The sequence below is a fragment of the Amycolatopsis sp. NBRC 101858 genome, from assembly GCF_030269325.1.
Lineage (GTDB): Bacteria > Actinomycetota > Actinomycetes > Mycobacteriales > Pseudonocardiaceae > Amycolatopsis > Amycolatopsis ponsaeliensis.
The window spans coordinates 1,074,671-1,097,713 of the sequence record NZ_BSTD01000002.1; the positions used below are offsets into that span (position 1 = coordinate 1,074,671).

26 protein-coding genes are annotated in these 23,043 nt (G+C 71.7%); 18 read left to right on the forward strand and 8 right to left on the reverse strand.

Annotation, left to right across the window (positions count from 1 at the left end; all coding sequences use genetic code 11):
* The first annotated feature begins 67 nt into the window (after positions 1–67).
* Together QSK39_RS18300 and QSK39_RS18305 are read left to right on the forward strand one after the other, a co-directional pair.
* Positions 68–667, forward strand: coding sequence for an SRPBCC family protein (locus QSK39_RS18300; protein WP_285478945.1), 600 nt, complete (start codon positions 68–70; stop codon positions 665–667).
* 29 nt (positions 668–696) lie between these two features.
* A complete protein-coding gene (locus QSK39_RS18305; protein ID WP_285478946.1) occupies positions 697–1,065 on the forward strand; it encodes a hypothetical protein in 369 nt (122 codons plus the stop codon).
* Here the strand turns inward: QSK39_RS18305 and QSK39_RS18310 are convergent.
* Positions 1,055–1,351, reverse strand: coding sequence for a DUF1540 domain-containing protein (locus QSK39_RS18310; RefSeq protein WP_285478947.1), 297 nt, complete (start codon positions 1,349–1,351; stop codon positions 1,055–1,057). The genes QSK39_RS18305 and QSK39_RS18310 overlap by 11 nt on opposite strands.
* A 133-nt stretch (positions 1,352–1,484) precedes the next feature.
* Positions 1,485–2,324 (reverse strand): LLM class F420-dependent oxidoreductase, encoded by an 840-nt coding sequence (locus QSK39_RS18315; RefSeq protein ID WP_285478948.1) that lies wholly within the window; start codon positions 2,322–2,324, stop codon positions 1,485–1,487.
* Between the two features lie 110 nt (positions 2,325–2,434).
* Between QSK39_RS18315 and QSK39_RS18320 the strand changes: the two genes are divergently transcribed.
* The 4 genes from QSK39_RS18320 (at position 2,435) to QSK39_RS18335 (ending at position 5,352) form a co-directional block, all read left to right on the forward strand.
* Positions 2,435–2,914, forward strand: coding sequence for a hypothetical protein (locus tag QSK39_RS18320; protein WP_285478949.1), 480 nt, complete (start codon positions 2,435–2,437; stop codon positions 2,912–2,914).
* Positions 2,915–3,276: 362 nt separating this feature from the next.
* Complete coding sequence (locus tag QSK39_RS18325; protein ID WP_285478950.1) at positions 3,277–4,047, forward strand: choice-of-anchor P family protein; 771 nt, start codon at positions 3,277–3,279, stop codon at positions 4,045–4,047.
* 4 nt (positions 4,048–4,051) lie between these two features.
* Positions 4,052–4,621: a class F sortase gene (locus tag QSK39_RS18330; protein ID WP_285478951.1), complete on the forward strand. Its 570-nt coding sequence runs from the start codon at positions 4,052–4,054 to the stop codon at positions 4,619–4,621.
* Positions 4,622–4,803: 182 nt separating this feature from the next.
* Positions 4,804–5,352: a DUF1062 domain-containing protein gene (locus QSK39_RS18335; protein WP_285478952.1), complete on the forward strand. Its 549-nt coding sequence runs from the start codon at positions 4,804–4,806 to the stop codon at positions 5,350–5,352.
* A gap of 19 nt (positions 5,353–5,371) precedes the next feature.
* Here the strand turns inward: QSK39_RS18335 and QSK39_RS18340 are convergent, their stop codons facing one another.
* From QSK39_RS18340 to QSK39_RS18350, 3 genes are read right to left on the reverse strand one after another with little or no spacing between them, the layout of a single operon-like run.
* Entirely contained in the window at positions 5,372–6,118 is a 747-nt protein-coding gene (locus tag QSK39_RS18340) for a succinate dehydrogenase/fumarate reductase iron-sulfur subunit (RefSeq protein WP_285478953.1), read from the reverse strand.
* The gene (locus QSK39_RS18345; protein WP_285478954.1) at positions 6,115–8,043 is read right to left on the reverse strand and encodes a fumarate reductase/succinate dehydrogenase flavoprotein subunit; all 1,929 of its coding nucleotides are present in this window, start codon (positions 8,041–8,043) and stop codon (positions 6,115–6,117) included. The genes QSK39_RS18340 and QSK39_RS18345 overlap by 4 nt, the downstream gene beginning before the upstream one ends.
* Complete coding sequence (locus QSK39_RS18350; RefSeq protein ID WP_502873285.1) at positions 8,043–8,741, reverse strand: succinate dehydrogenase cytochrome b subunit; 699 nt, start codon at positions 8,739–8,741, stop codon at positions 8,043–8,045. Before QSK39_RS18350 ends, QSK39_RS18345 begins: the two co-directional genes overlap by 1 nt.
* 82 nt (positions 8,742–8,823) lie before the next feature.
* On the opposite strand from QSK39_RS18350, the gene QSK39_RS18355 reads away from it, so the two are divergent.
* The 6 genes from QSK39_RS18355 (at position 8,824) to QSK39_RS18380 (ending at position 15,383) form a co-directional block, all read left to right on the forward strand.
* Positions 8,824–9,774, forward strand: coding sequence for a LysR family transcriptional regulator (locus tag QSK39_RS18355; RefSeq protein WP_285478956.1), 951 nt, complete (start codon positions 8,824–8,826; stop codon positions 9,772–9,774).
* A gap of 23 nt (positions 9,775–9,797) precedes the next feature.
* Positions 9,798–11,369, forward strand: a complete 1,572-nt coding sequence (locus QSK39_RS18360; protein WP_502873286.1) for an amidase — start codon at positions 9,798–9,800, stop codon at positions 11,367–11,369.
* A gap of 174 nt (positions 11,370–11,543) precedes the next feature.
* Entirely contained in the window at positions 11,544–12,827 is a 1,284-nt protein-coding gene (gene eno / locus QSK39_RS18365) for a phosphopyruvate hydratase (protein ID WP_285478958.1), read from the forward strand.
* Between the two features lie 36 nt (positions 12,828–12,863).
* The gene (locus QSK39_RS18370) at positions 12,864–14,312 is read left to right on the forward strand and encodes a phospholipase D-like domain-containing protein (protein ID WP_285478959.1); all 1,449 of its coding nucleotides are present in this window, start codon (positions 12,864–12,866) and stop codon (positions 14,310–14,312) included.
* Between the two features lie 139 nt (positions 14,313–14,451).
* Positions 14,452–14,577 (forward strand): hypothetical protein, encoded by a 126-nt coding sequence (locus QSK39_RS18375; protein ID WP_285478960.1) that lies wholly within the window; start codon positions 14,452–14,454, stop codon positions 14,575–14,577.
* Positions 14,578–14,612: 35 nt separating this feature from the next.
* A complete protein-coding gene (locus QSK39_RS18380) occupies positions 14,613–15,383 on the forward strand; it encodes an isocitrate lyase/PEP mutase family protein (protein ID WP_285478961.1) in 771 nt (256 codons plus the stop codon).
* Here QSK39_RS18380 and QSK39_RS18385 read toward each other — a convergent pair whose 3' ends face one another.
* Complete coding sequence (locus tag QSK39_RS18385) at positions 15,384–16,958, reverse strand: succinic semialdehyde dehydrogenase (RefSeq protein WP_285478962.1); 1,575 nt, start codon at positions 16,956–16,958, stop codon at positions 15,384–15,386.
* Positions 16,955–18,583 carry a GMC family oxidoreductase gene (locus tag QSK39_RS18390; protein WP_285478963.1) on the reverse strand — a complete coding sequence of 543 codons (1,629 nt, stop codon included), beginning with the start codon at positions 18,581–18,583 and terminating at the stop codon, positions 16,955–16,957. The genes QSK39_RS18385 and QSK39_RS18390 overlap by 4 nt, the downstream gene beginning before the upstream one ends.
* A 208-nt stretch (positions 18,584–18,791) precedes the next feature.
* Between QSK39_RS18390 and QSK39_RS18395 the strand changes: the two genes are divergently transcribed.
* Complete coding sequence (locus tag QSK39_RS18395; protein ID WP_285478964.1) at positions 18,792–19,229, forward strand: SRPBCC family protein; 438 nt, start codon at positions 18,792–18,794, stop codon at positions 19,227–19,229.
* Between the two features lie 7 nt (positions 19,230–19,236).
* Here QSK39_RS18395 and mftR read toward each other — a convergent pair whose 3' ends face one another.
* Complete coding sequence (mftR, locus tag QSK39_RS18400; protein WP_285478965.1) at positions 19,237–19,872, reverse strand: mycofactocin system transcriptional regulator MftR; 636 nt, start codon at positions 19,870–19,872, stop codon at positions 19,237–19,239.
* 106 nt (positions 19,873–19,978) lie between these two features.
* On the opposite strand from mftR, the gene mftA reads away from it, so the two are divergent.
* The 5 genes from mftA to QSK39_RS18425 are packed head-to-tail and all read left to right on the forward strand — an operon-like array spanning position 19,979 to position 22,982.
* Positions 19,979–20,086, forward strand: a complete 108-nt coding sequence (mftA, locus tag QSK39_RS18405) for a mycofactocin precursor MftA (RefSeq protein ID WP_285478966.1) — start codon at positions 19,979–19,981, stop codon at positions 20,084–20,086.
* On the forward strand, positions 20,076–20,369 hold the full coding sequence (gene mftB, locus QSK39_RS18410) for a mycofactocin biosynthesis chaperone MftB (protein ID WP_285478967.1): 294 nt from the start codon (positions 20,076–20,078) through the stop codon (positions 20,367–20,369). Before mftA ends, mftB begins: the two co-directional genes overlap by 11 nt.
* A complete protein-coding gene (gene mftC, locus QSK39_RS18415) occupies positions 20,369–21,535 on the forward strand; it encodes a mycofactocin radical SAM maturase (RefSeq protein WP_285478968.1) in 1,167 nt (388 codons plus the stop codon). The genes mftB and mftC overlap by 1 nt, the downstream gene beginning before the upstream one ends.
* Before the next feature lie 2 nt (positions 21,536–21,537).
* Positions 21,538–22,212 (forward strand): mycofactocin biosynthesis peptidyl-dipeptidase MftE, encoded by a 675-nt coding sequence (gene mftE / locus QSK39_RS18420; RefSeq protein WP_285478969.1) that lies wholly within the window; start codon positions 21,538–21,540, stop codon positions 22,210–22,212.
* Positions 22,209–22,982: a mycofactocin-coupled SDR family oxidoreductase gene (locus tag QSK39_RS18425; protein ID WP_285478970.1), complete on the forward strand. Its 774-nt coding sequence runs from the start codon at positions 22,209–22,211 to the stop codon at positions 22,980–22,982. The genes mftE and QSK39_RS18425 overlap by 4 nt, the downstream gene beginning before the upstream one ends.
* Positions 22,983–23,043 lie beyond the last annotated feature (61 nt).

Below are 23,043 nucleotides of genomic sequence, written 5' to 3' on the forward strand. Positions count from 1 at the left end.
ACTAAGCAACCGGGCGTTATAGCTTCTAACTACAGCGAGAGCCACTAACAATCCGAGGAGAACCGCCATGGTCAAGACCACCCGTGCCCTGCTCGCCGTCCCGCTGGCCGCCGCGGCCCTCTTCGCCGCCGCTCCGGCGGACGCGGCCACCGCGAGCCCGCTGACCTGCCGCGGCCAGGGCATCGACCCCGCCGCCCAGGTGCACTACCGGACCGAGACGTTCGTCGAGGCGCCCGTGGACACCGTCTGGAAGGTGCAGACCGGCATCGAGGGGTGGCCGGCCTGGCAGGCCGCGGTCACCAGCGCGAAGCGGCTGGACCCGGGCCCCCTGCACCCGGGTTCGCGGTTCCGCTGGACGACCCCGGTCCCGGCGACGCCGTCCTCCCCCGCCACGACGCTCGTCATCACGTCCACCGTCGGCCAGGTCCGGCCCGAGCGGTGCATCCGCTGGTCCGGTCCGGCGATCGGCGACGGCCTGCGCATCGACCGGGGCGTCCACGTCTGGACGTTCACGCCGGTCCGGGGCGGTGTCGTCGTCCGCACCGAGGAGAGCTGGACGGGCGCCCGGATCGAGGCGGATCCCGCCACGGCCATCAAGTACCTCGCGCCCGGTCTCGACCTCTGGCTGGCCGACCTCAAGACGGCCGCCGAAGCCCGCCCCTGCTGATCTCGACCTCGAACTCGAAGGAGAAAGCGATGTCCATCCCCACTCGCCCGTCGAAGGCCGTGCTCGTCGCGGCGTGGGCGTTCCCGGTCATGGTGCTCGGCCAGTTCGCGTTGCTCGGCGGCATCCCGGTCGCGATCGTGCTGGCGCGCACCCTGCGGTCCCGCGCGGCCCGCTGGTGGAGCGGCCTGATGGCGGCGGCCTACGTCGTCCCGCTGGCGGTCTGGCTGCTCGGGCCGAGCACGGCACCGAGCCTGTCGAAGTCCCTGAGCCCGGTGGCCACCGGAGTGATCACGGCGGTGGGCGTCGTGGCCGCCACCGGGTTGCACCTGGTGCGGCGGCGTGCCGCGGCGCCGGCCGGGAGCCGGCCGGCGCCGCGTTCGCCGAGCGCTACTTCGTGAAGGTGAGGCAGTTGGCGGAGTGCCCGCCCTCGCCCGGGCCGACCCGGACGCTCGAAGCCGTGCACTCCAGCGAGGAGTTGTGCCGGCAGTCGGCCCGCGAGCAGGCGCCCACCTGGGCCACGACGCGGTCGAGGCCGCCCTTCGTGTTCAGGGGGACGAAGGTGCCGCAGTCCGCGGAACCGTTGTCCCCGCCGACGGTGATGGCGAAGGCGCGGCAGCCGTCGTGGTTGTAGGAACAACCGCTGACGGTGCATTCGTGCACGGCGGGCATTTCGGTGGTGGTCATGCGCGGCTCCTGGATCCGTGGTGGGAATTCAGTCGGTTTCCCGACGCTCCCACCGGGTCCGGGGTCGCGCAATTCGCGGCAACTCGGCCGGGTGATCCACTCCGCACGCCCGGGTGAGAACCCGCGGTGTCCGTCAGCGCAGGGGCTCGAGCGCCTTCGCCAGCGGCTCCAGCACGGCCGGGGTGTGCGGCGGCGGCAGGTAGACGATCGCCAGATCGAGACCCGCTTCGCCGAGTGCCTCCGCTTCGGCCGCGACCTTGGCGTAGTCGCCGTCCGGGCCGAGGCGCACGTGCGAGGACAGCGTGATCTCACTCGGGTCGCGGCCGATGTCCGCGCAGTGGCGGTGCAGCACGTCGCGCTTGTGGGCGAACTCCTCGGGCGTGCCGCCGACGAAGTTCCAGTGCTGGGCGTACTTCGCGGTGGTGCGCAGGGTGCGCTTCTCGCCGCTGCCGCCGATGCAGATCGGCGGGTGCGGCTTCTGCACGCCCTTCGGCTCGTTGCGCGCGTCGGTCAGCTGGTAGTACTGCCCCTGGAACGACGTCGTCTCCTGGGTCAGCAGGCCGACGAGCACCTCGCAGCCTTCCTCGAAGCGGTCGCTGCGCTCCTTGACCGTGCCGAGTTCCATGCCGTACGCGCCGGACTCCTCTTCGTTCCAGCCGGCGCCGATGCCGATCTCGAGGCGGCCGCCCGAAACGATGTCGAGGGTCGCGGCCATGTTCGCGAGCAGCGCCGGGTGGCGGTAGTGGATCCCGCTGACGAGCGTGCCCAGCCGCAGCCGCTTGGTGGCCTGCGCGAGCGCGGTGAGCGTGACCCAGCCTTCGAGGCACGGCCCGGTCGAATCGGAGAAGATGGGGTAGAAGTGGTCGAACGTCCAGCCGGACTCGAAGAGCTCGATCTCGTCGGCGGCCTGCCACACGGCGAGCATGTCCGCCCACTCGGTGTTCTGGGGCGAGGTCTTGATGGCGAATCGCATGATCGCGATCGTAAACCTGGAGTTCCTCCAGGACCGCCGTCGCTCGATCCGGTGAAGCCGCTCGCCGGGGCGAGGTCCGCGGGTACCCCTCTTGAAACGAGGAGGAGACGATGCCCGACAACGAACTCCCGGGGTTCCTGATCATCGGCCTGATCTTCGTGATCGCCGACGGCCAGATCCTCTACCGCGGCGGCCGCCGCTACCTGAGCGGCCCGGACGGCGCCGACGGGACCGGCGCGATGGCGCGGATGGTGGTGACGGTCTTCCACCTGGTCGCGTTCGGCCTGCTGGCCCTGCTGTCGGTGGTGGGTCCGGGCTGGTCGGGTTCGACGGCCGCGCTGGTCGGCCGCCTGGGCGTGTTCCTGTTGCTGCTGGCGGTGGCCCACGGGGTGACGATCGCGGTCCTCGGCCGCCGGCGCCAGGACACGATCGCCGAATCCCGCTACCAGGACCGGGAGGCCGACGGATCCGGCCGGCCGGCCGGCGACGCGGGGACCGAGCAGACGACCGTGACGCCGGTGCCCGGGCCGAGTGGCCCGCCGCCGCGGGTGAGCCCGGACCTCGGAAGCCGAGGCCCCTATCGGGCTTGACGCCGGTATTCGCCCCGGCGGCGATCCAAACGACCGTGGTGGTCACATGACTCCGCGTGTTCGCCGCCGCCCGTCCAGGTAATCACTCGTCCGTGTCTGATTCGCGACTGAACCGCCTCGAATGCCGCAACGCGCACTACTCCGCGTCCACACATTCGGAAAACCCGAGCCCTCGAGTGACCGCATAGTGTCGTCCCCGCGCCTGAAGATCACGTTCAGCGCACCACCGGAATCCCCGCCGCCGCAAGGAATCCTTGCCCCGCGTGGCGATTTTGATAGCGTGGCCGGGCTTTCCCTTGCCGCCGGGTCACGTCCCGTTGCGGCTTCTCCCCGTTTTCCGTTCCGGCGAAAGGACTTTCTTCATGCGCACGACCCTGCTCCGAGCCGGGAGCCTCGCCGGGGTGACCGTCGCCGTGCTCGCCGGCTCCGCCGGTGTCGCCGCCGCCGACGACGCCGTCAGCGGGTCCGCCTTCGGCGCGTCGGCGAGTGTCTCCCTGCTCCCCGGAGTCCTCACCGGCGGCGAGGGGATCACCGTCGACACCGGGCAGCTGGCCAAGTCGGGCAGCACCGGCCCCGCCGAGGCGAGCGTCGCGGACGTCCCGCTCAAGGGGCTCGTCACCGCCAAGGCCATCAGCAGCTCCGTCGTCGGCGGCGCCGGTTCCGTGGCCGCCAAGGCGAGCGTCGCCGAGGTGACGCTGCCGCTGCTCGCCGCGGCCGCCGGGCGCGTGCCGTCGATCCGGCTGATCAGCGCCCGCTGCGGCTCGGCCGACGGGCACGTCACCGGCAGCAGCGACCTCGCCGGCGTCAACCTCGGCCGGCTCGGCACGCTGCCCGCCGCCACCTCGCCCAACCAGAAGCTCGGCATCCCCGGCGTCGCCGAGGTGATCGTCAACGAGCAGATCCAGCGCTACGACGGTTCTCTCGAAGTCACCGCCCTGCACGTCAAGCTGCTCGGCGGCAAGACCACCGGCGCCCTCGGCAGCGGCGACGTCAAGCTCGCCTCCGTCACCTGCGGCCCGTCGAAGGAACGCGCTCCGGAGGCGCCGCCGCGGCCGACCGGGCCCGGGCAGGTCGTCGTGGTCCCCGCCGGTGCCCCGCAGACCGGCGACGGCAGCCTCGCCGCGGAGGGCTGAGCCGGTGCTGCGCCGCGCCCTCCTCATCGCCGTCTCCGCCCTGCTGCTCGCCGGCTGCGGCGCGACGGCGACCCCCGCCGCCCCGCCACCGGCCCCCGCGGCCGCCGTCGCCGCCGGGCTGAGCCGCTCGCTGCCGACCGCACTCGACGTCCCCGCGATCGACGCGAAGTCGACGCTGGTGTCGCTCGGGCTCAACCCCGACCGCACCGTCGAAGTGCCGCCGGTCGACCAGCCGCTGCAGGCCGGCTGGTACGAGTACGGTCCGACCCCCGGCGAGATCGGGCCCGCGGTGATCCTCGGCCACATCGACGGCGACCACCGCAAGGGCATCTTCTGGCGGCTGCACGAGCTGAAGCCGGGCGACCCCGTGCACGTCGACCGCGCCGACGGCGGGAAGCTGACCTTCGAGGTGACGAAGGTCGACCAGATCGCGAAGAAGGAGTTCCCGACGGAAGCCGTGTACGGCAACACTTCCGACGCCGAGCTGCGCCTGATCACCTGCGGCGGCAAGTACGACGCGGCGAACCGGAACTACCTCGACAACGTCATCGTGTACGCCAAGCTCAAGCGCTGAGCGAATAACCGGTAGAACCGCACCACCGCGAGCCGTTATCGTCCTCCGAGCCCTGTTGCCCGGTCGAAGGACGTGCCGTTGTACATCGCGTGAGAAACCCCGAGTGCTGAATCGTCGCGCGTCGCGCCTGTGCGCCGCGCTGCTTCTTGCTGCGGACTTCTCACGGGAACCGGTGTACATCCATGCTCGAAAACTGGGTCGTCGTACCCACCTGCCTGCCGCTCGTCCTCCGCCGCTGCCCCGCGTGCGGGGGCGAGCGGTTCCGGGCGGACGGTAAATTCCGCGTCAACGCCAACCACAAGCTCATCGACGCTTGGCTCCTCGTGCTCTGCACCGGGTGCGAGGACACCGTGAAGCTCACGGTCCTGGAGCGCGTGACCGTGCGCGCCGTCAGACCCGAGCTGCTCGACCGGCTGCACGCCAACGATCCTGCCCTGGCGGCCGAGCTGCTCCAGGACCCGGTGCTGCGGCGACGCAACCGCGTCGCCCTCGACTGGGACGGGGCCTGGCGCCTCGACACCGGCAACGCCGACTACTCGGATCGCGAGGTGATCGACGTGTCGGTCCGCTTCGCGGCGCCGATCCCGATCCGGCCGGCCCGGCTGATCGCCGAGGGGTGCGGTCTGCCCCGAGCCGAGGTGGACCGGCTGGTCACCGAAGGAAAGGTCGTGTCGGCGGTCCGGCTGAGCGGCAAGGTCTCCGACGGCTTCACCTTCACGCTCAAACGCTGAACCCCGGACGGCGGGCCGCTCAGCCACGACCCGAGCGGCTCGCCTTCCGGAACTCCCGGTTGAGGCTCGCGATGCTCGCGAACGGAATCCCCTTCGGGCACGACGCCACGCACTCACCGGTGTTCGTGCACCCGCCGAAGCCCTCCGCGTCCATCGTGTCCACCATGTCCAGCACCCGCCGCGCGCGTTCCGGCTGCCCCTGCGGCAGCAGGCTCAGGTGCGTGACCTTCGCCGCGGTGAACAGCATCGCCGAGCCGTTGGGGCACGCCGCGACGCAGGCGCCGCAGCCGATGCACGTCGCGTTGTCGAACGCCAGGTCCGCGTCCGGCTTGGGGACCGGGGTCGCGTGGGCGTCCGGGGCGCTGCCGGTCGGGGCGCTGACGTACCCGCCCGCCTGGACGATCCGGTCCAGCGCCGAGCGGTCGACCACGAGGTCCTTGATCACCGGGAAACCGCGAGCCCGCCACGGTTCCACGTCGACGACGTCGCCGTCTTCGAACGACCGCAGGTGCAGCTGGCACGACGTCGTGCGCTCCGGGCCGTGCGCCTGCCCGTTGATCACGACGCCGCACGAGCCGCAGATGCCTTCGCGGCAGTCGTGGTCGAAGGCCACCGGCTCTTCGCCGTTCGCGATCAGCTCCTGGTTGAGCACGTCGAGCAGCTCGAGGAAGGACATGTCCGGGCTGAGGTCGTCGACCGGGTAGGACACCAGCCGGCCCTCGGTGGCCGGGCCGGCCTGCCGCCAGATGCGGACGGTGAGTTTCATGTGTAGCTCCGCTGGGTCGGGTGCACGTGCTCGAAAGCGAGGTCTTCGCGGTGCAGCACGGGTTTCTCGCCGTACTCCCACGCGGCGACGTACGAGAAGTGCTCGTCGTCTCGCCGCGCCTCGCCGTCGGCGGTCTGGTGTTCTTCACGGAAGTGCCCGCCGCACGACTCCTCCCGCGCGAGCGCGTCGATCAGCAGCAGCTCGGCCAGCTCCAGGAAGTCCGCCACCCGGTTGGCCTTCTCCAGCTCCTGGTTCAGGTCGCCCGCGACGCCGGGGATGCGGACGTCCCGCCAGAACTCCGCGCGCAGCCCCGGGATCCGCTCGAGGGCCTTGCGCAGGCCTTCGCGGCTGCGGGACATCCCGCAGTGGTCCCACATCAGCAGGCCCAGCTCGCGGTGGAACGAGTCGACCGACCGCGTCCCTTGCACCGAGAGCAGCCGCGAAATTCGCTCGCGCACTTCGGTTTCCACTTGCTTGACGGCGTCGTGGCCGGGCGGAACCTCGTCCAGCCGGGTCCCGCCGAGGTAGTCGTTGAGCGTCGACGGCAGCACGAAGTAGCCGTCGGCGAGCCCCTGCATCAGCGCCGACGCGCCGAGCCGGTTGGCGCCGTGGTCGGAGAAGTTGGCCTCGCCGATGACGAACAGCCCGGGGACCGTGCTCTGCAGGTCGTAGTCCACCCACAGCCCGCCCATCGTGTAGTGGATGGCCGGGTAGATCCGCATCGGCGTCCGGTAGGGGTCCTCGGCCGTGATGCGCTGGTACATGTCGAAGAGGTTGCCGTAGCGGGCTTCGATCGCCGGGCGGCCCATGCGTTCGATCGCGTCGGCGAAGTCAAGGTAGACGCCCAGGCCGCCGGGCCCGACGCCGAGACCGGCGTCGCACACGTTCTTCGCCGCCCGCGAAGCGATGTCCCGCGGCACCAGGTTGCCGAAGCTCGGGTACAGCCGCTCGAGGTAGTAGTCTCGCTCGTCCTCGGGGATCTCCCCCGGCGGCCGCTCGTCACCCTGGCGCTTCGGCACCCAGATGCGGCCGTCGTTGCGCAGCGACTCGCTCATCAGCGTCAGCTTCGACTGGTGCTCCCCCGACCGCGGGATGCACGTCGGGTGGATCTGGGTGAAGCACGGGTTCGCGAAGTACGCGCCGCGTTTGTGCGCCCGCCAGATCGCGGTGGCGTTCGAGCCCTTGGCGTTGGTGGACAGGTAGAAGACGTTGCCGTAGCCGCCGGTCGCGAGGACGACGGCGTCGGCGAGGTGCGTCTCGATCTCCCCGGTCACCAGGTCCCGGGCGACGATCCCGCGCGCCCGGCCGTCGACGACGACCAGGTCGAGCATCTCCGTCCGGGGGTGCAGCTCGACGTTCCCGGCGTCGATCTGCCGGGACAACGCCTGGTAGGCGCCGATCAGCAGCTGCTGCCCGGTCTGGCCGCGCGCGTAGAACGTCCGCTGGACCTGCACGCCGCCGAACGACCGCGTGTCGAGCAGGCCGCCGTACTCCCGCGCGAACGGCACTCCCTGCGCCACGGCCTGGTCGATGATCTGCGCCGAGACCTGGGCCAGCCGGTACACATTGGACTCCCGGGACCGGAAGTCACCGCCCTTCACCGTGTCGTAGAACAGGCGGTACACGGAATCGCCGTCGTTACGATAGTTCTTCGCCGCGTTGATCCCGCCCTGCGCCGCGACCGAGTGCGCCCGCCGCGGCGAGTCCTGGAAGCAGAACTGCACCACGTGGTAGCCCTGTTCGGCCAGTGTCGCCCCGGCCGAACCGCCGGCGAGCCCGGTGCCCACCACGATCACGCGGTGCTTGCGCCGGTTCGCCGGGTTCACCAGCTTCGCGGCGAACTTCCTTTGGTCCCAGCGGTTTTCCAGGGGCACCGCGGGTGCCTTGGTGTCGGCGATCGGGTCGCCCGTCACGTAGTCGGACATCAGTCCACCAGTCCCGTCATGATCGCGACCGGGACGAGCGCGTAGCCGCCCGCGATCACGACCGCCGTCGTGCTGCCGAGGATCTTGATCACACGTTCCCGCCGCGCGCTGGTGACCCCCAAGGTGCGGGCGGCGCTGGCGAAGCCGTGGTGGATGTGCAGGCCGAGCATCGCGAGCGCGACGAGGTAGATCACGTTGACCCACCAAACCTGGAAGTCCGCGACGAGGTTGTGGTACGGGTCGCCCGACACGAAGTCCCGGTTCACCGTGCCCACGGTGAAGTCGAGGATGTGCCAGACGACGAACACCGCCAGCGTCGCGCCGCCCCAGCGCATCGTGCGCACCGCGAAGGTCGCGCGCACCGGCCGCCGGTGGACGTAGCCCACCGGCCGCGCCCGCAGGTCGCGCCGGACCAGCTGGACCGCCGCCGTGACGTGCAGGACGAGCGCGACCAGCAGGACGACGCGCTGGATCCAGAGGAACCAGGCGTAGTGCAGGACCGGCTCGCCGATCGTGCGCAGCCAGTGCGCGTAGTGGTTGAGGTCGTCGGCGCCGAGGAACGTCTTGAGGTTGCCGACCATGTGCGCGAACACGAACGCGAGCAGCAGCGCGCCGCTCACCGCCATCACGATCTTCTTGCCGATCGTCGAGTCCCAGAACCGGCGGACGTTCGAACGGCGCTCGAGGTCAGTCACCACCCGATCGACGGTAGAAGCGGCTTCACCAGAGGTCAAAGACATGATGGCTCTGCATTCGATAGCCACCGGCTATCGTGGAGTCATGCAGCTGCACCAGCTCGCCTACTTCGTCGCCGTCGCGGAGCACCGGCACTTCACCCGCGCCGCCGAGGAGATGCGGGTCGCGCAACCCTCGCTGTCCCAGCAGATCCGCACGCTCGAACACGACCTCGGCGCGCCGCTGTTCCACCGGATCCGCGGCAACGTCTCGCTCACCGAAGCCGGCGAGGTCCTGCTGCCGATCGCGCGGCGGATCCTGGCGGAGACCGAGTCCGCGCGGCTCGCGATCCGGGAGCTGGACGAGCTCGACCGCGGCCGCGTGCGGCTCGGCGCGCCGCCCAGCCTGTGCACCGGCCTGCTGCCCGCGATGCTCTCGGCGTTCCGCCGCCGGTACCCGGGCATCCAGCTGGAGCTGCACGAAAGCGGGTCGGGCGACCTGCGGCAGCGGCTGGCCGAAGGCGCGCTGGACCTCGCCCTGCTGGCCGGGGCCCGGATGTCCGGCGACCCCCACCTGGCAGCGACGCCCCTGCTGCTGGAAGAGCTGGTCGTGATCTCCCCCGCCGACTCGCCGGTGCCGCACGCGGGCGACCGGCTCGACGTCCGCGAGCTCGCCGACGTCCCGCTGGTGATGTTCCGCCGCGGCTACGACGTCCGGGAAGCGACGGTCAACGCCTGCCGCACGGCCGGGTTCGAGCCGTCGTTCGCGATTGAGGGCGGCGAGATGGACGCCGTGCTGGAGCTGGTGCGCGCGGGCGTCGGGGCCGCGGTGGTGCCGAGCACCGTGGCGGGTGAGCGCTTCCTGATGACGCGGTTCGCGCCGGAAGCGGGCATGACCCGGATCGTGCAGCTGGCCTACCGCAAGGAGGTCGAGCCCACCCGGGCCGTCCGGGCGCTGCGCACGGCGATCGTCGGGTTCGTGGCCGACCGCGCGAGCCTCCCGCCCGGGATCGAGTCCCTTGTGGACAGAGGAGGAACCCGACCGATAGGGGGTTGACCGCCGCCGCGTTCCGGAGTCCGATGGACGCCGTGAATCGTCTGCGCTCGGCCGCCGTGCTCGTCGTCCTCGCCGGTTCCCTCCTGGCTCCGGTCCCCGCCTCCGCCGCCGACCCCGGTCTGGGTTTCGACCTCGACGCGGCGACCATCCCCGAGCTCCAGCAGCGGATGGACCACGGTGCCCTCACCGCCGTCCGGTTGACCACGGCCTACCTGCGTCGCATCGACGCCCTCGACAGCAAGGTCCACTCGGTCGTCGCGATCGACCCCGGTGCGCTCCGGGCCGCCGCCGCCAGCGACGCCCGCCGCCGCGCGCACCACCCGCTCGGGCAGCTCGACGGCATCCCGGTGCTGCTCAAGGACAACATCGACACGCACGCGCAGCCGGCGACCGCGGGCTCGCGGGGCCTGCCGCGCAGCCGCCCGGCCGCCGACGCGGCTCTGGTCGACCGGCTCCAGCGCGGTGGCGCGGTGATCCTCGGCAAGACCAACCTGTCCGAGTGGGCCAACTTCCGGTCGACGCATGCGACGTCGGGCTGGTCCGGGATCGGCGGCCAGACGAACAACCCCTACGTCCTCGACCGCAACCCCTGCGGCTCGTCGTCGGGCTCCGGCGCCGCCGTCGCTGCCACGCTCGCCCAGGTCGCGATCGGCACCGAGACCGACGGCTCGATCGTGTGCCCGGCGGGCGCCAACGACGTCGTCGGCGAGAAGCCGACGCTCGGGCTCGTCAGCCGGACCGGCGTCGTGCCGATCTCCGCGCAGCAGGACACCGCCGGGCCGATGGCGCGCCACGTCGTCGACGCCGCCGTCACGCTATCGGTGCTGCAGGGCCGCGACCCGGCCGACCCCGCGACCGCGGCCATCCCCGCCGGTCAGCCGCGCGACTACGCGGCCCTCCTGCACCCGGGTGCGCTGCGCGGCGCCCGGATCGGCGTGTGGCGGCTGGCCGGGCTGGACGCGGACGTCGACCGGGTCGTCGGGGACGCCGTCCGGACGCTGACCGCCCGCGGCGCCACGGTCGTGGACGTCGACCTGCCCTACCAGGACCAGATCGGGGCCGCGGAGTCGCCGGCGCTGCTCACCGAGTTCAAGCGCGACCTGAACGCCTACCTCACGCACCGGCCCGGTCACCCCGCCACGCTCGACGAACTCATCGCTTTCGACCGGCGCGATCCGGTGGAGCTGTCGAAGTTCGGCCAGGAGCTGTTCGAGCAGGCCGCGGCCGCGCCGTCCCCGAGCGACCCGGCGTACCGGCAGCAGCGGGCGACGGCCACGTCGCTGGCGCAGCGGTCGATCGACGAGACGCTCTCGCGACTGCACCTGGACGCCATCGTCGCGCCCACCAACAGCCCGGCGTGGAAGACGGACTACGCCGCCGGCGACGCGTTCGTGCTGGGTTCGTCGACGCCGGCGGCCGTCGCGGGCTACCCGAACGTGTCGGTCCCGGCCGGGTTCGCGGGCCCGCTGCCGATCGGCGTCTCGTTCTTCGCCGGCCGCTGGGCCGACGCCCGCGTCCTCGCCTTCGCCGCGGCGTTCGAGCACGCCGCCCCGGCGCGCCGCGCGCCCGCCTTCCTCCCCACGCTCGGCTCCTGACGACCCGACCCTCCAGGTACGCGAACCGACCCCCTGGGTACGCCAGCCGACCCTCCAGGTTCTCTGCCGCCGCTGAGCCCTTATCGATTCAGACACTCTCTGCTAGCCTCCGTCCCGGACCCGCGCACGGCAGCGCCGCCGGCGCCCCTGGGGAACGATCTTCAAGGAGCTGAAATGACGGCAATCGCCCGTGTTCACGGCCGTGAGGTCCTCGACAGCCGGGGCAACCCGACCGTCGAGGTGGACGTCGTCCTGGCGGACGGCTCGCTGGGCCGGGCCGCCGTCCCGTCGGGCGCCTCCACCGGCACGCGGGAGGCCGTCGAACTCCGCGACGGCGACCAGGCGCGGTACCACGGCAAGGGCGTCCGCAAGGCCGTCACCGCCGTCAACACCGAGCTCGCCGAGGCGGTCGTCGGGCTGAACGCCGAAGCCCAGGCCGAGGTCGACGCCGCGCTGATCGCCGTGGACGGGACGGCGAACAAGGCCCGGGTCGGCGCCAACGCCACGCTCGGGATCTCCCTGGCCGTCGCGAAGGCCGCCGCGGCGGCCAACACGCTGCCGCTGTACCGCTACGTCGGCGGCGTCTTCGCCCACCAGCTGCCGATGCCGATGATGAACATCGTCAACGGCGGCGCGCACGCCGACAACCCGATCGACTTCCAGGAGTTCATGATCGGCCCGGTCGGCGCGGAGACCTTCGCCGAGGCCGTCCGGATGGGCTCCGAGGTGTTCCACACCCTGCGCGCGTCGCTGCGGAAAGCCGGGCACAGCACCAACGTCGGCGACGAAGGCGGCTTCGCGCCCAACCTCGCGTCGGCCGACGAAGCGCTCGAGTTCGTCGTCCGCGCCATCGAGGAGAGCGGCTACACCCCCGGCGAGGACATCGCGCTGCTGCTCGACCCGGCCGCGTCGGAGTTCTACGCCGACGGCGTCTACGACTACCGCGGCGAAGGCCGCAAGCGCAGCGTCGAGGAGCACGTCGCCTACCTCGCCGAGCTGACCACGCGGTTCCCGATCGTCTCCATCGAGGACGGCCTCGCGCAGGACGACTACGACGGCTGGAAGCAGCTCACCGACGGCATCGGCGACCGCGTGCAGCTCGTCGGCGACGACGTCTTCTGCACCAACGTCAAGCTGCTGCAGGACGGCATCGACCGCGGGATCGCGAACTCGATCCTGGTCAAGGTCAACCAGATCGGCACGCTGACCGAAACGCTGCTCACCGTCGACACCGCGCACAAGGCGGGCTACTCGGTCGTGATGTCCCACCGCTCCGGCGAAACCGAGGACACGACGATCGCCGACCTCGCCGTCGCCACCGGCTGCGGCCAGATCAAGACGGGTTCGCTGTCGCGTTCCGACCGCACCGCCAAGTACAACCAGCTCATCCGCATCGAGGAGGAGCTGGGCGCGGAGGCCCGGTACGCGGGTCGGGCCACCCTCCGCGGCGCCCGCTGATCGGCGGACCGGGCCGATCTGTAGTGCCATGGACGGGTGACGACGTTTCACTCCTTCCTGGACAAGGTGGACGAACGACTGGGTGACGGGCTCGAGCACGTCCTGTGCGCGCACCACCGGAGACGGTTGCGCGACCTCGGCTGGGGTGACGTGCTCGAACCCGGCGGCGACCGCTTCGGCGGCCGGGCCGCGGTCCGCGACGGCAACCGCGTCGAGGTCTTGATCGACGGCGAGGAGGTGCTGCCGGCGATCGAGGACGCCATCCGGGGCGCGAAGTCCCACGTGCACATCGCCAACTGGCACGCGAGCGCGGACTTCCGGCTGACGCGCGAGCCCGGCGCCCCCACCCTGCGGGAGCTGCTCGCCGAGACCGCCGGGCGGGGCGTCGAGGTGCGGGTGCTGCTGTGGGCCGGGCCGCCGGTCCCGGCGTTCAAGCCGACGCGGGGCCTCGCGCAGCGGGAGCGGCGGAAGTTCACCGACGGCTCGGCGGTGCGCTGCGTGCTGGACTCCCGCGAGCGAACCATGCACTGCCACCACGAAAAGCTCGTGGTGGTCGACGACGCGGTCGCGTTCGTCGGCGGGGTCGACTTCACCGCGCTGGAGGGCGACCGCCACGACAGCCCGGACCACCCGCCGCGGCCGATCGGCTGGCACGACCTGGCCTCCCGGCTCGAAGGACCGGTCGTCGCCGACGTCGCGGACCACTTCCGGCGGCGGTGGGCGGAGGTGGCGGACGAGGACCTGCCCGCGCCGGAGGTACCGAAACCGGCCGGCGGCACCCGCGTCCAGCTGCTGCGCACGGTGCCGAACTCCACCTACGACTTCGCGCCGAAGGGCGAGTTCACGATCCTCGACGGCTACCTGCGCGCGCTGCGGTCAGCGCGGCGGCTGGTCTACCTGGAGAACCAGTTCCTGTGGTCGCCCGAGATCGCCGAAGTGCTCATCGACAAGCTCCGCACCCCGCCGGACGACCGCTTCCGCATGGTCCTGCTGCTGCCGCGCAAGCCGAGCAACGGCGCCGACACCACCCGCGGCCAGCTGGGGAGGCTGCTCGACGCGGACGACGGCCACGGCCGCCTGCTCGCGGCGACGATCAGCGCGCACGACGGGGACGCCTCCTCCCCCGTCTACGTCCACGCGAAGGTCGGCATCGTGGACGATGAGTGGCTGACGGTCGGATCGGCGAACCTCAACGAGCATTCGCTGTTCAACGACACCGAGGTCAACATCGCGACCGACGACGGCGCGCTGGCCCGTTCGACGAGGCTGCGCCTGTGGGCCGAGCACCTGGGCCGCGAGGTGGCCGAGGTGGACGGCGACCCGGCGGACGTCGTCGACGACCTGTGGCGGCCGGTGGCGGAGGAGCAGGCGGAGCGGGAGCGCCGGGGTGAGCAGCGGACCCACCGGCTGGTGCTGCTCCCGGGAGTGTCACGGCGGGCGGGCCGCTTGCAGGGACCACTGCGTGGACTCCTGGTCGACGGCTGACCCGCGAGCGGTGGCAGGGGTCGGCACCGCGTCCACCGGCTGGTGCCGAACGCACCGGCAACTGCCCGACGGGATGCGCGGCCGGCCGCCGGGCCGGCGATCGCGGCGGCCACTCCACCGCCCGGGAACCATCCGCGCCATGACCACCGCTTCGGCGATCGCCCCGAGCCGGCACCGCGCCCGCCGGCCGGTGCTGCTCCCCGGCGTCTCACGGCGGGCGGGCCGCTTGCAGGGACCACTGCGTGGACTCCTCGTCGACGGCTGAAGCGGAGATCGGCGCGCGGCCCTAGATTGGGCGGCATGACCTCCACCGCCGAAAAGGCCACCCGGCTCCAGGAACTGCACGCCGCGCCCGAGCTGCTGCTCGTCGTCAACGTCTGGGACGCCATCACCGCCAAGGTCGTCGCCGAGACGCCCGGCACGCAGGCCCTCGCCACCCCGAGCCACGGCATCGCCGCCTCGCGCGGCTACCCCGACGGCGAAAAGATCCCGCGCGACGAGATGATCGCCGAGGTCGCGCTGATCGTCCGGACCGCGGGCGACCTGCCCGTCACCGCCGACCTCGAAGCCGGCTACGGCGACCCCGGCGGCACCATCGCCCGGGCGATCGAAGCCGGGGCCGTCGGCGCGAACCTCGAAGACCAGATGAAGCCCCTGGGTGACGCCGTGAAGGCGGTCGAAGCCGCCGTCGCGGCCGCGCAGAAGGCCGGCGTCGACTTCGTGCTCAACGCCCGCACAGACGCCTTCATCAAGACCGACCCCGAGACCGCGCTGGCCGAGGCGATCACCCGCGGCCGCGCGTACCTCGACGCGGGCGCGTCCAACTTCTTCGTGCCCGGCAAGCTCGACGAGACCCAGGTCGCGCGGCTCGTCGAAGAACTCGGCGAGCGCAAGGTCAACCTCATCGGCATCCCCGGCTCCATCCCGCTCAAGCGCGCACAGGAGCTCGGCGTCTCGCGCGTGTCGTACGGGCCGTGGAGCCAGAACGTCGCCCTCACCGCGCTGGCCAAGCTCGCCGAAGACGTCTACGCCGGCGGCGGCCTGCCCGCCGACACCCGGAAGCTCAACTGATCAGCGGATCCGCAGGCGACGCATGAGCTTCAGCCCGGACAGCATGCTTTCGACGTACTTCTCGTAGCCCTGTCCGGGCCGCGGGCCCATGACCTGCTTCTTCAGCACGGCCAGGTTCTGCCCGTCGGTGTACTTGAGCAGGCCCTGGTCGCCGTGGCGGGCGCCGACCCCGGAGCTCTTCACGCCTCCGGACGGTGTCCCCTTGGCGGCGAACGCCGTCGCGAGGATGTCGTTGACGTTCACGTTGCCGGACTCCAGCCGCGCCGCGACCGCACGCGCGGCCCCGATGTCCCGGCTCCAGACCGACGCGTTGAGGCCGTAGTCGGTGTCGTTGGCCAGCTCGACGGCTTCGTCGACCGTGCGGTACTCGTGCAGCGCGATCACCGGCCCGAACGTTTCGGTGACCCCGCAGACCATGTCCTTCGTGACGCCTTCGAGGATCGTCGGCTCGAAGAAGGCCGGCCCGAGGTCGGGGCGCGGCTTGCCGCCGCATAGCACCGTCGCGCCCTTCGCGACCGCGTCGTCGACGTGCTCCTTGACGCGGCGCATGTGGTCGGGCGAGACGAGCGAGCCCATGTCGGGCCCGAAGTCGTAGGCCGCGCGGACGTCCAGCGCGGTCGTGGCCGCCACGAACGCGTCCTTGAACTCGGCGTAGCGGGACTCCGGCAGGTAGATCCGCTCGATGTGCATGCAGATCTGGCCGGTGTTGCCGAACGCGCCGAAGATCGCGCCCTGGACGGCTTCGGCGATGTCGGCGTCGTCGAGCACGATCATCGGGTTCTTGCCGCCGAGCTCCAGGCAGCAGCCGATGAGGTTGCGCCCGGCCCGCTCGCCGATCACCCGCCCGGTGGCCGTGGAGCCGGTGAACATCACGTAGTCGGCCTGGTCGATGAGCGTCGGGCCGACGTCCGGGCCCTCCCCGCAGACGACCTGGAACAGGCCCTTCGGCAGGCCGGCCTCCTCCAGCATTTCGATGCCGTAGAGCGGCGACAGCGCCGTCTTGTTGTCCGGCTTGAGCACCACGGCGTTACCGGCCATCAGCGCCGGGATCGCGTCGGAAATGCCGGTGGCGAACGGGAAGTTCCACGGCGCGATGATGCCGACGACACCCTTGGGCTGCCGGACCTCGGTCGACGACGTCAGCATCGGCACCGGCCCGCCGCGCTTGGTCGGCGCCAGCAGCTTGGCCGCCCGCCGCAGGTAGTGGCTCATCACCATGGCGGGGTCGCAGGTCTCTTCGATCGCCATCCGCCGGTTCTTGCCGCTCTCGACCTGGATGAGGTCGGTCACGGCCCGGGCGCGGTCGACGAAGAGCGCGTGCGCCCGCTTGAACACCGCCAGCCGCTGCTTGACCGGCGTCGCGGCCCACCCGCGTTGCGCCTCGCGAGCGGTGGCGAACGCCTGCTCGATGTCGGCCGGTGTCGACTGCGGCAGCTCGACGAGCGCCTCGCCGGTGTAGACCTCGGTGAGCTTCCAGGTCTCGCCCGACGAACCGGGCACGCGGGCGACCAGCCGTCGCAGGAACTCGTCGGTCACCGATGCCGGGCGGGTCAGCTCGAGCGGGGTCACGGTCATGATCCACTCCCGAGAACGAGCTGCGCGCCCAGTTCGCCGATCATGATGGCGGGCGCGTTGGTGTTGCCACCGGTGATCGACGGCATGATCGAGGCGTCGCAGACCCGCAGGCCCTCGACACCGCGCACCTTGAGGTCGGGACCGACGACGGCGAGCTCGTCGACGCCCATCCGGCAGGTGCCGACGCCGTGGTAGACCGACGTCGCGCGGTTGAGGATCGCGTCGCGCAGCTCCTGGCCGCGCAGGTTCGTGCCCGGGTGGATTTCCTCCTTGACCGCGCCCTTGAACGCCTTCGACGCGAAGATCTCGCGCACCATCTCCGAACCCTCGGCGAGCACCTCCAGATCGGCCGGGTCGGACAGGTACTGGAAGTCGATGAGCGGTGCGGCCGTCGGATCGGCCGAGGCGAGCCGGAGCGTGCCGCGGCTCTTCGGGTAGATCAACGTCGACAGCACGGTGAGCGCCGGGCGCTTGTCGACGTCGTGGCGGATCGGCGCGTCCTGGTTGGGCGACACGTACGCCCACGGCAGGAGGTGCAGCTGGAGGTCGGGAGCGACGTCGGCCTGCGAGGTCCGGAGGAACGCGACGGCTTCGAAGACCGAGTTGGCGAGGAACGTCGTGCCGGGCTTCAGCAGCTCGCGGGCCAGGCCGCGGGCGAAGTACGGCGCCGAACCCTTGTTCTTGCTGGTGGACACGTGGAACGTCAGCGCGTGGAACATGTGGTCGTGCATGTTGTCGCCGACGGGGAGGTCGGCGAGCACGTCGATGCCGTGCTCCTTGAGGTGCTCGGCGTGGCCGATTCCGGACAGCATGAGCAGCTGCGCGGAGCCGACGAACCCGGCCGAGAGGATGACCTCCTTGCCGGCGCGGACGACGCGCGGCCCGTTCTTGTCGACGACCTCGACGCCGACGGCGCGGCCGTTCTCGAAGAGGATCTTCTTCGCCAGCACGCCGGACTGGAGCTCGAGCGTCGGCGGCGCGAGGTGGTGGAGGTAGCCGCGCGAGGCGCTGTAGCGCAGGCCGTCGGCGGCGTTCTGCTGCATCCGGCTGACGCCCTCTTGGGACTCGGCGTTGTAGTCGTCGAGGATCTTGCAGCCGAGCGCGTCGGACGTGGCGTCGATGAACTGCAGCGAACCTTCCTGCGGGATCTTGTTGCGGGTGACCCGGATCGGGCCGCCCGCGCCCCGGAAGGCGTTCTCGCCGTCCTCGAAGTCCTCCATGCGCTTGTAGGCGGCGTTGACGCTGTCGGCGTCCCAGCCGGTGTTGCCTTCGGCGGCCCAGGAGTCGAAGTTGGCGCGGTTGCCGCGGACGTAGACCATGCCGTTGATGGAGCTGGAGCCGCCGACGACCTTCCCGCGCGGCACCGGCATCCGGCGATCGAGAACGTGTTTCTGCGGGACGCCGTAGTAGCCCCAGTCGTTGAGGTTCTTGAGCTGCGGCACGGCATGCATCGGGCCCACGAGCCCGGGCTTCTTGATCAGCAGCTGCTCGTCGCTCTTCCCGGCCTCGAGGACGATCACGCTGGCCCCGGACTGCGCCAGCCGGCCCGCGATCGCCGCCCCCGAGCTCCCCGACCCGACGACGACGTAGTCGGCTTCGTCGCCGCGCGGCGCCTTCTTCGCCATGTCCGCTCCTCGGTCCCGGCCCGCCACAAACTATAACCTGTTCTAGTTTGCTCACGGTATAGCTTCGCCGCCTCGGAGCGCAACGGGTACAGCCAGGCGCCGATGGCCTTCTCGATCTCCGCGAAAAGCGGTCACGTGGATGCCGACGGCACCATCCCACATACAGTCGGTGTACTATTTCAGTGACTGTAACGAACAGGAGTGACCCATGAGCGAGTTCGAGATCGTCCGCGAGTACCCGCAGCCCCGCCCCCGCGTCTGGCGTGCCCTCACCGATCCGGCGCTGGTCCCGCGCTGGACGTCGACCGGCCGCGGCGGCAGACCCGAAGGCTTCGCGCCGGAAGTCGGCACCCGGTTCCGGTTCGTCGGGCGGCCGGTCCCGGGCTGGGACGGCATCGTCCGCTGCGAGATCCTCGCCGCCGACGCCCCCGAATTCCTGAGCTTCAGCTGGCGCAACCAGGAAACCGACCCGCCCAGCACCGTCACGTACCACCTCGCCGAGACCGCGGCCGGCACCCGTCTCACCTACCGCCACACCGGATTCCGCGGCGCCGGCGGGTTCTTCATGGCCCGGCTGCTGCACCGCGTCCGCCGCCGGATGCTCACCGAAGGCCTGCCCGAGGTCCTCGCCGGAAGCGACTGGTAGCGAGCCGTCACACGGGGTCCGGCTCGGCCCCCAGCACGTCGTCGGTGAGCCCGGCCGCGAGCGCCCGCAGCGCCGCGTCCAGGTACACCGTCAGGTCGGCGTCCGCCCGCGCGGACCACCGGTCGTAGGCCGCGCGGCAGGCCGCCAGCACCGCGCGGCCCACCACCAGCGGGTAGAGCGACTCCTCCGGCTGCCCGGACCGGCGGGCGACGAACGCGCTCACCGCGCGCTCCCACGCGTCGTAGTGGACCGCCGCGCTGGCGGCCAGGTCCGGCACCGTGCTCAGCAGCGTCATCCGCCGGCGCAGCTCCGGCACGTCGTCCGCGCGGTAGTGGTTGGCCTCGAGCACCGCGCGGCGGACCGCGTCGAACACCGGCAGGTCCGCCGGCGATGCGGCGAGCAGCGACCGGATCGTCTCGACCTCGGTGTCGAACTCGTTCCAGAGGACGTCGGCCTTGGCGTCGTAGTAGCGGAAGAACGTCCGCCTGCTGACGCCGGCCGCCGCGGCGATCTGGTCGACCGTCGTTTCGTGGAAGCCCTGTTCGCCGAACAGCCGCAGCGCCGCGACCTCGAGCTCCCGGGCGCTGGTGCCCGGCGGGCGGCCGCGGCGGGTCGCGGGCCGGGCGAGCACGTCATCGGTCATCCGGGTGCCGTTCCGTCGGGAGCCTTGATTATTGACACGGAGTGACACTACTCTCCCCTCTATTCGTCACTGAGTGCCGAAAATCATCACTGCCGAAGGAGCCAGGATGACCGAGAACGCGACCACCCCCGAACCCGCCGAGACCGACCCGGTCCTCACCGAGGAACTGCTGGTCGAAGAGGTCTCGATCGACGGCATGTGCGGTGTCTACTGAGGACTCGCCGGCGGGCTTCGACCTGGACGGCGCGTGGCGCCTCGACGACCGGGTCTCGATCCGGCCCGAGCGGTTCGGCGCCCTGCTGTACCACTTCGGGACCCGCCGGCTTTCCTTCCTGAAGAGCCCGACCCTCCTGACCGTCGTCCGCGGGCTCGCCGAGCAGCCCGACGCGCGGGCCGCGTGCGCCGAAGCCGGCGTCGGCGCCGGGGAGCTGCCGAGGTACCGCGCGGCGCTGGCCGCCCTCGCCGCGTCGAGCATGATCCAGCCGAGGAGTCTCTGATGTCCCTTGTGGACGAATTCCAGTACGGGCTCGACGCCCCCATCTGCCTCACCTGGGAACTGACCTACGCCTGCAACCTTTCCTGCGTGCACTGCCTTTCCTCTTCGGGACGGCGTGACCCGCGCGAGCTCAGCACCGCCGAGTGCAAGGCGCTGATCGACGAGTTCGAGCGCATGCAGGTCTTCTACGTCAACATCGGCGGCGGCGAACCCACCGTCCGCCCGGACTTCTGGGAGCTCGTCGACTACGCGACCGAGCACCACGTCGGGGTCAAGTTCTCCACCAACGGCGTCAAGATCTCGCCCGAGGTGGCGCGTCGCTTGGCCGCGAGCGACTACGTCGACGTCCAGATCTCCCTCGACGGCGCCACCGCCGAGGTCAACGACCACGTCCGCGGCCCCGGCTCGTACGACACCGCGATCCGCGCGATGCGCAACCTCGCCGACGCGGGCTTCGAGAACTTCAAGATCTCCGTGGTGATGACCCGCCACAACGTGAGCCAGCTCGACGACTTCAAGGCCATCGCCGACCGCCACGGCGCCCAGCTGCGGATCACGCGGCTGCGCCCGTCCGGCCGCGGCGCCGACACCTGGGACGAGCTGCACCCGACCGCCGCCCAGCAGCGCGAACTGTACGACTGGCTGGTGGCCCACGGCGAGAACGTCCTCACCGGCGACTCGTTCTTCCACCTCGCGGGCTACGGCGAGGGTGACCTGCCGGGGTTGAACCTGTGCGGCGCCGGGCGCGTCGTCTGCCTGGTCGACCCGGTCGGCGACGTCTACGCGTGCCCGTTCGCCATCCACGAGACCTTCCTCGCCGGCAACGTCCGTTCTCGGGGCGGGTTCACCAGTGTCTGGCGGGAATCCGAGCTGTTCACGTCGCTGCGTTCGCCGCAGAGCGGCGGCGCGTGCGAGTCGTGCTCGGCGTTCGACGCCTGCCGCGGCGGGTGCATGGCCGCGAAGTTCTTCACCGGCCTGCCGCTCGACGGCCCGGACCCGGAATGCGTGCGCGGGCACGGCGAACTGGCTCTCGCGGGCGTCACGAGCGTCCCGAAGCCGTCGCTCGACCACTCCCACCGGCGGCGGCCGGTCCCGGTCACCATCGGGATGCGCCGTCCGCCGGACCGGGCCTGCGACGAGAACCCCCTCGCCGGGTTCAGGCGCTGACCGTGCGGCTCGCGGACCTGTCCTGGCCGGACGTCGCCGAGCGCGCGGCGGCCGGCGCGATCCTCGCCGTGCCGGTCGGCGCGACCGAGCAGCACGGCCCGCACCTGCCGCTGTCGACCGACACCGACATCGCGCTCGCGCTGTGCGACCGGCTCTCGGACAAGCGCCCGGACGTCCTGGTGGCGCCCGCCGTGGCCTTCGGGTCCAGCGGCGAGCACGCCGGGTTCGCCGGGACGCTCTCGATCGGCCAGGCCGCGACCGAGCTGCTCCTGCTGGAGCTGGGCCGGTCCGCGGCGGAGACGTTCGGGCGGCTGCTGTTCGTCTCCGCGCACGGCGGCAACGCGGCGCCGGTCGCCCGGGCCGTCGCGCGGCTGCAGGCGGAGTCGCGCGAGGTGTCGGTGTTCCAGCCCCGCTGGAACGGTGATCCGCACGCCGGGCGCCCGGAAACCGCGCTGCAGCTGGCTTTGCGGCCCGCCGTCGTGCGGATGGACCAGGCGGCGGCGGGCGATCGGCGGCCGCTCGGCGAGGTGCTGCCGCTGTTGCGGGAGGGCGGGGTGCGCGCGGTGAGCCGCACCGGCGTGCTCGGCGACCCGACCGGCGCGACTTCGACGGAGGGGAAAGCGTTGCTGGACGACCTGACCGCTCAGCTGGTGTCCCATGTGGACGGTTGGCGATGAGGACCGCGCTCGTCACCGGCGCGGCGCGCGGGATCGGGGCCGCGACCGTGCGGCACCTGGCGGGTGCGGGGTACGCGGTGCTCGCGGTGGACGTCGCCGCGGACGACCCGGCGCTGCCGTATGCGCTGGGGACCAAGGCCGAGCTGGCCGCGGTGGCCTCTTCGACGGGCGCGGAGCCCTTCGTGGCCGACGTCCGGGACCCGGGGGCGCTGGCGGCGGCGGTGGCGGAGGCCGAGCGGCGGTGGGGCGGGCTCGACGTGGCAATCGCGGCCGCGGGGGTGATCGCCGGGGGCGTGCCGTTGTGGGAGGTGCCGCCGGACCAGGAGGACGCGGTGCTCGACGTGGACTTGCGCGGGGTGATCAACCTGGCCCGGGCGGCGATCCCGGCGTTGCTGCGGCGTCCCGAGCCTCGAACGGGCCGGTTCCTGGCAGTGGCTTCCGCGGCGGCGACGAGGGGGTTGCCGATGCTCGCGGCGTACTGCGCGGCGAAGGCGGGGGTGGCGGGCCTGGTCCGCGCGCTGGGCGTGGAGCTGGGCGGGACGGGGGTGACGGCGAACGCGGTGAGTCCGGGCTCGACCGACACTCCGATCCTCGCCGAGAGCGCGCGGTTGTACGGCTTGCCGGGAGCAGCGGATTTCGCGGCGCAGCAACCAGTGGGGAGATTGCTGGAACCGGCGGAGATCGCGCGGGTGCTGGCATTCCTGGCCGAACCCGCCAGCGGCGCGACGACCGGCGCGGTGGTGCCGGTGGACGGAGGGCTGGCGTTGTGACTCGCATGCACGACTTGCCGACCGGCGCGGCCGGCCCCGGCGGGTGCCGAACCAGTAGCGC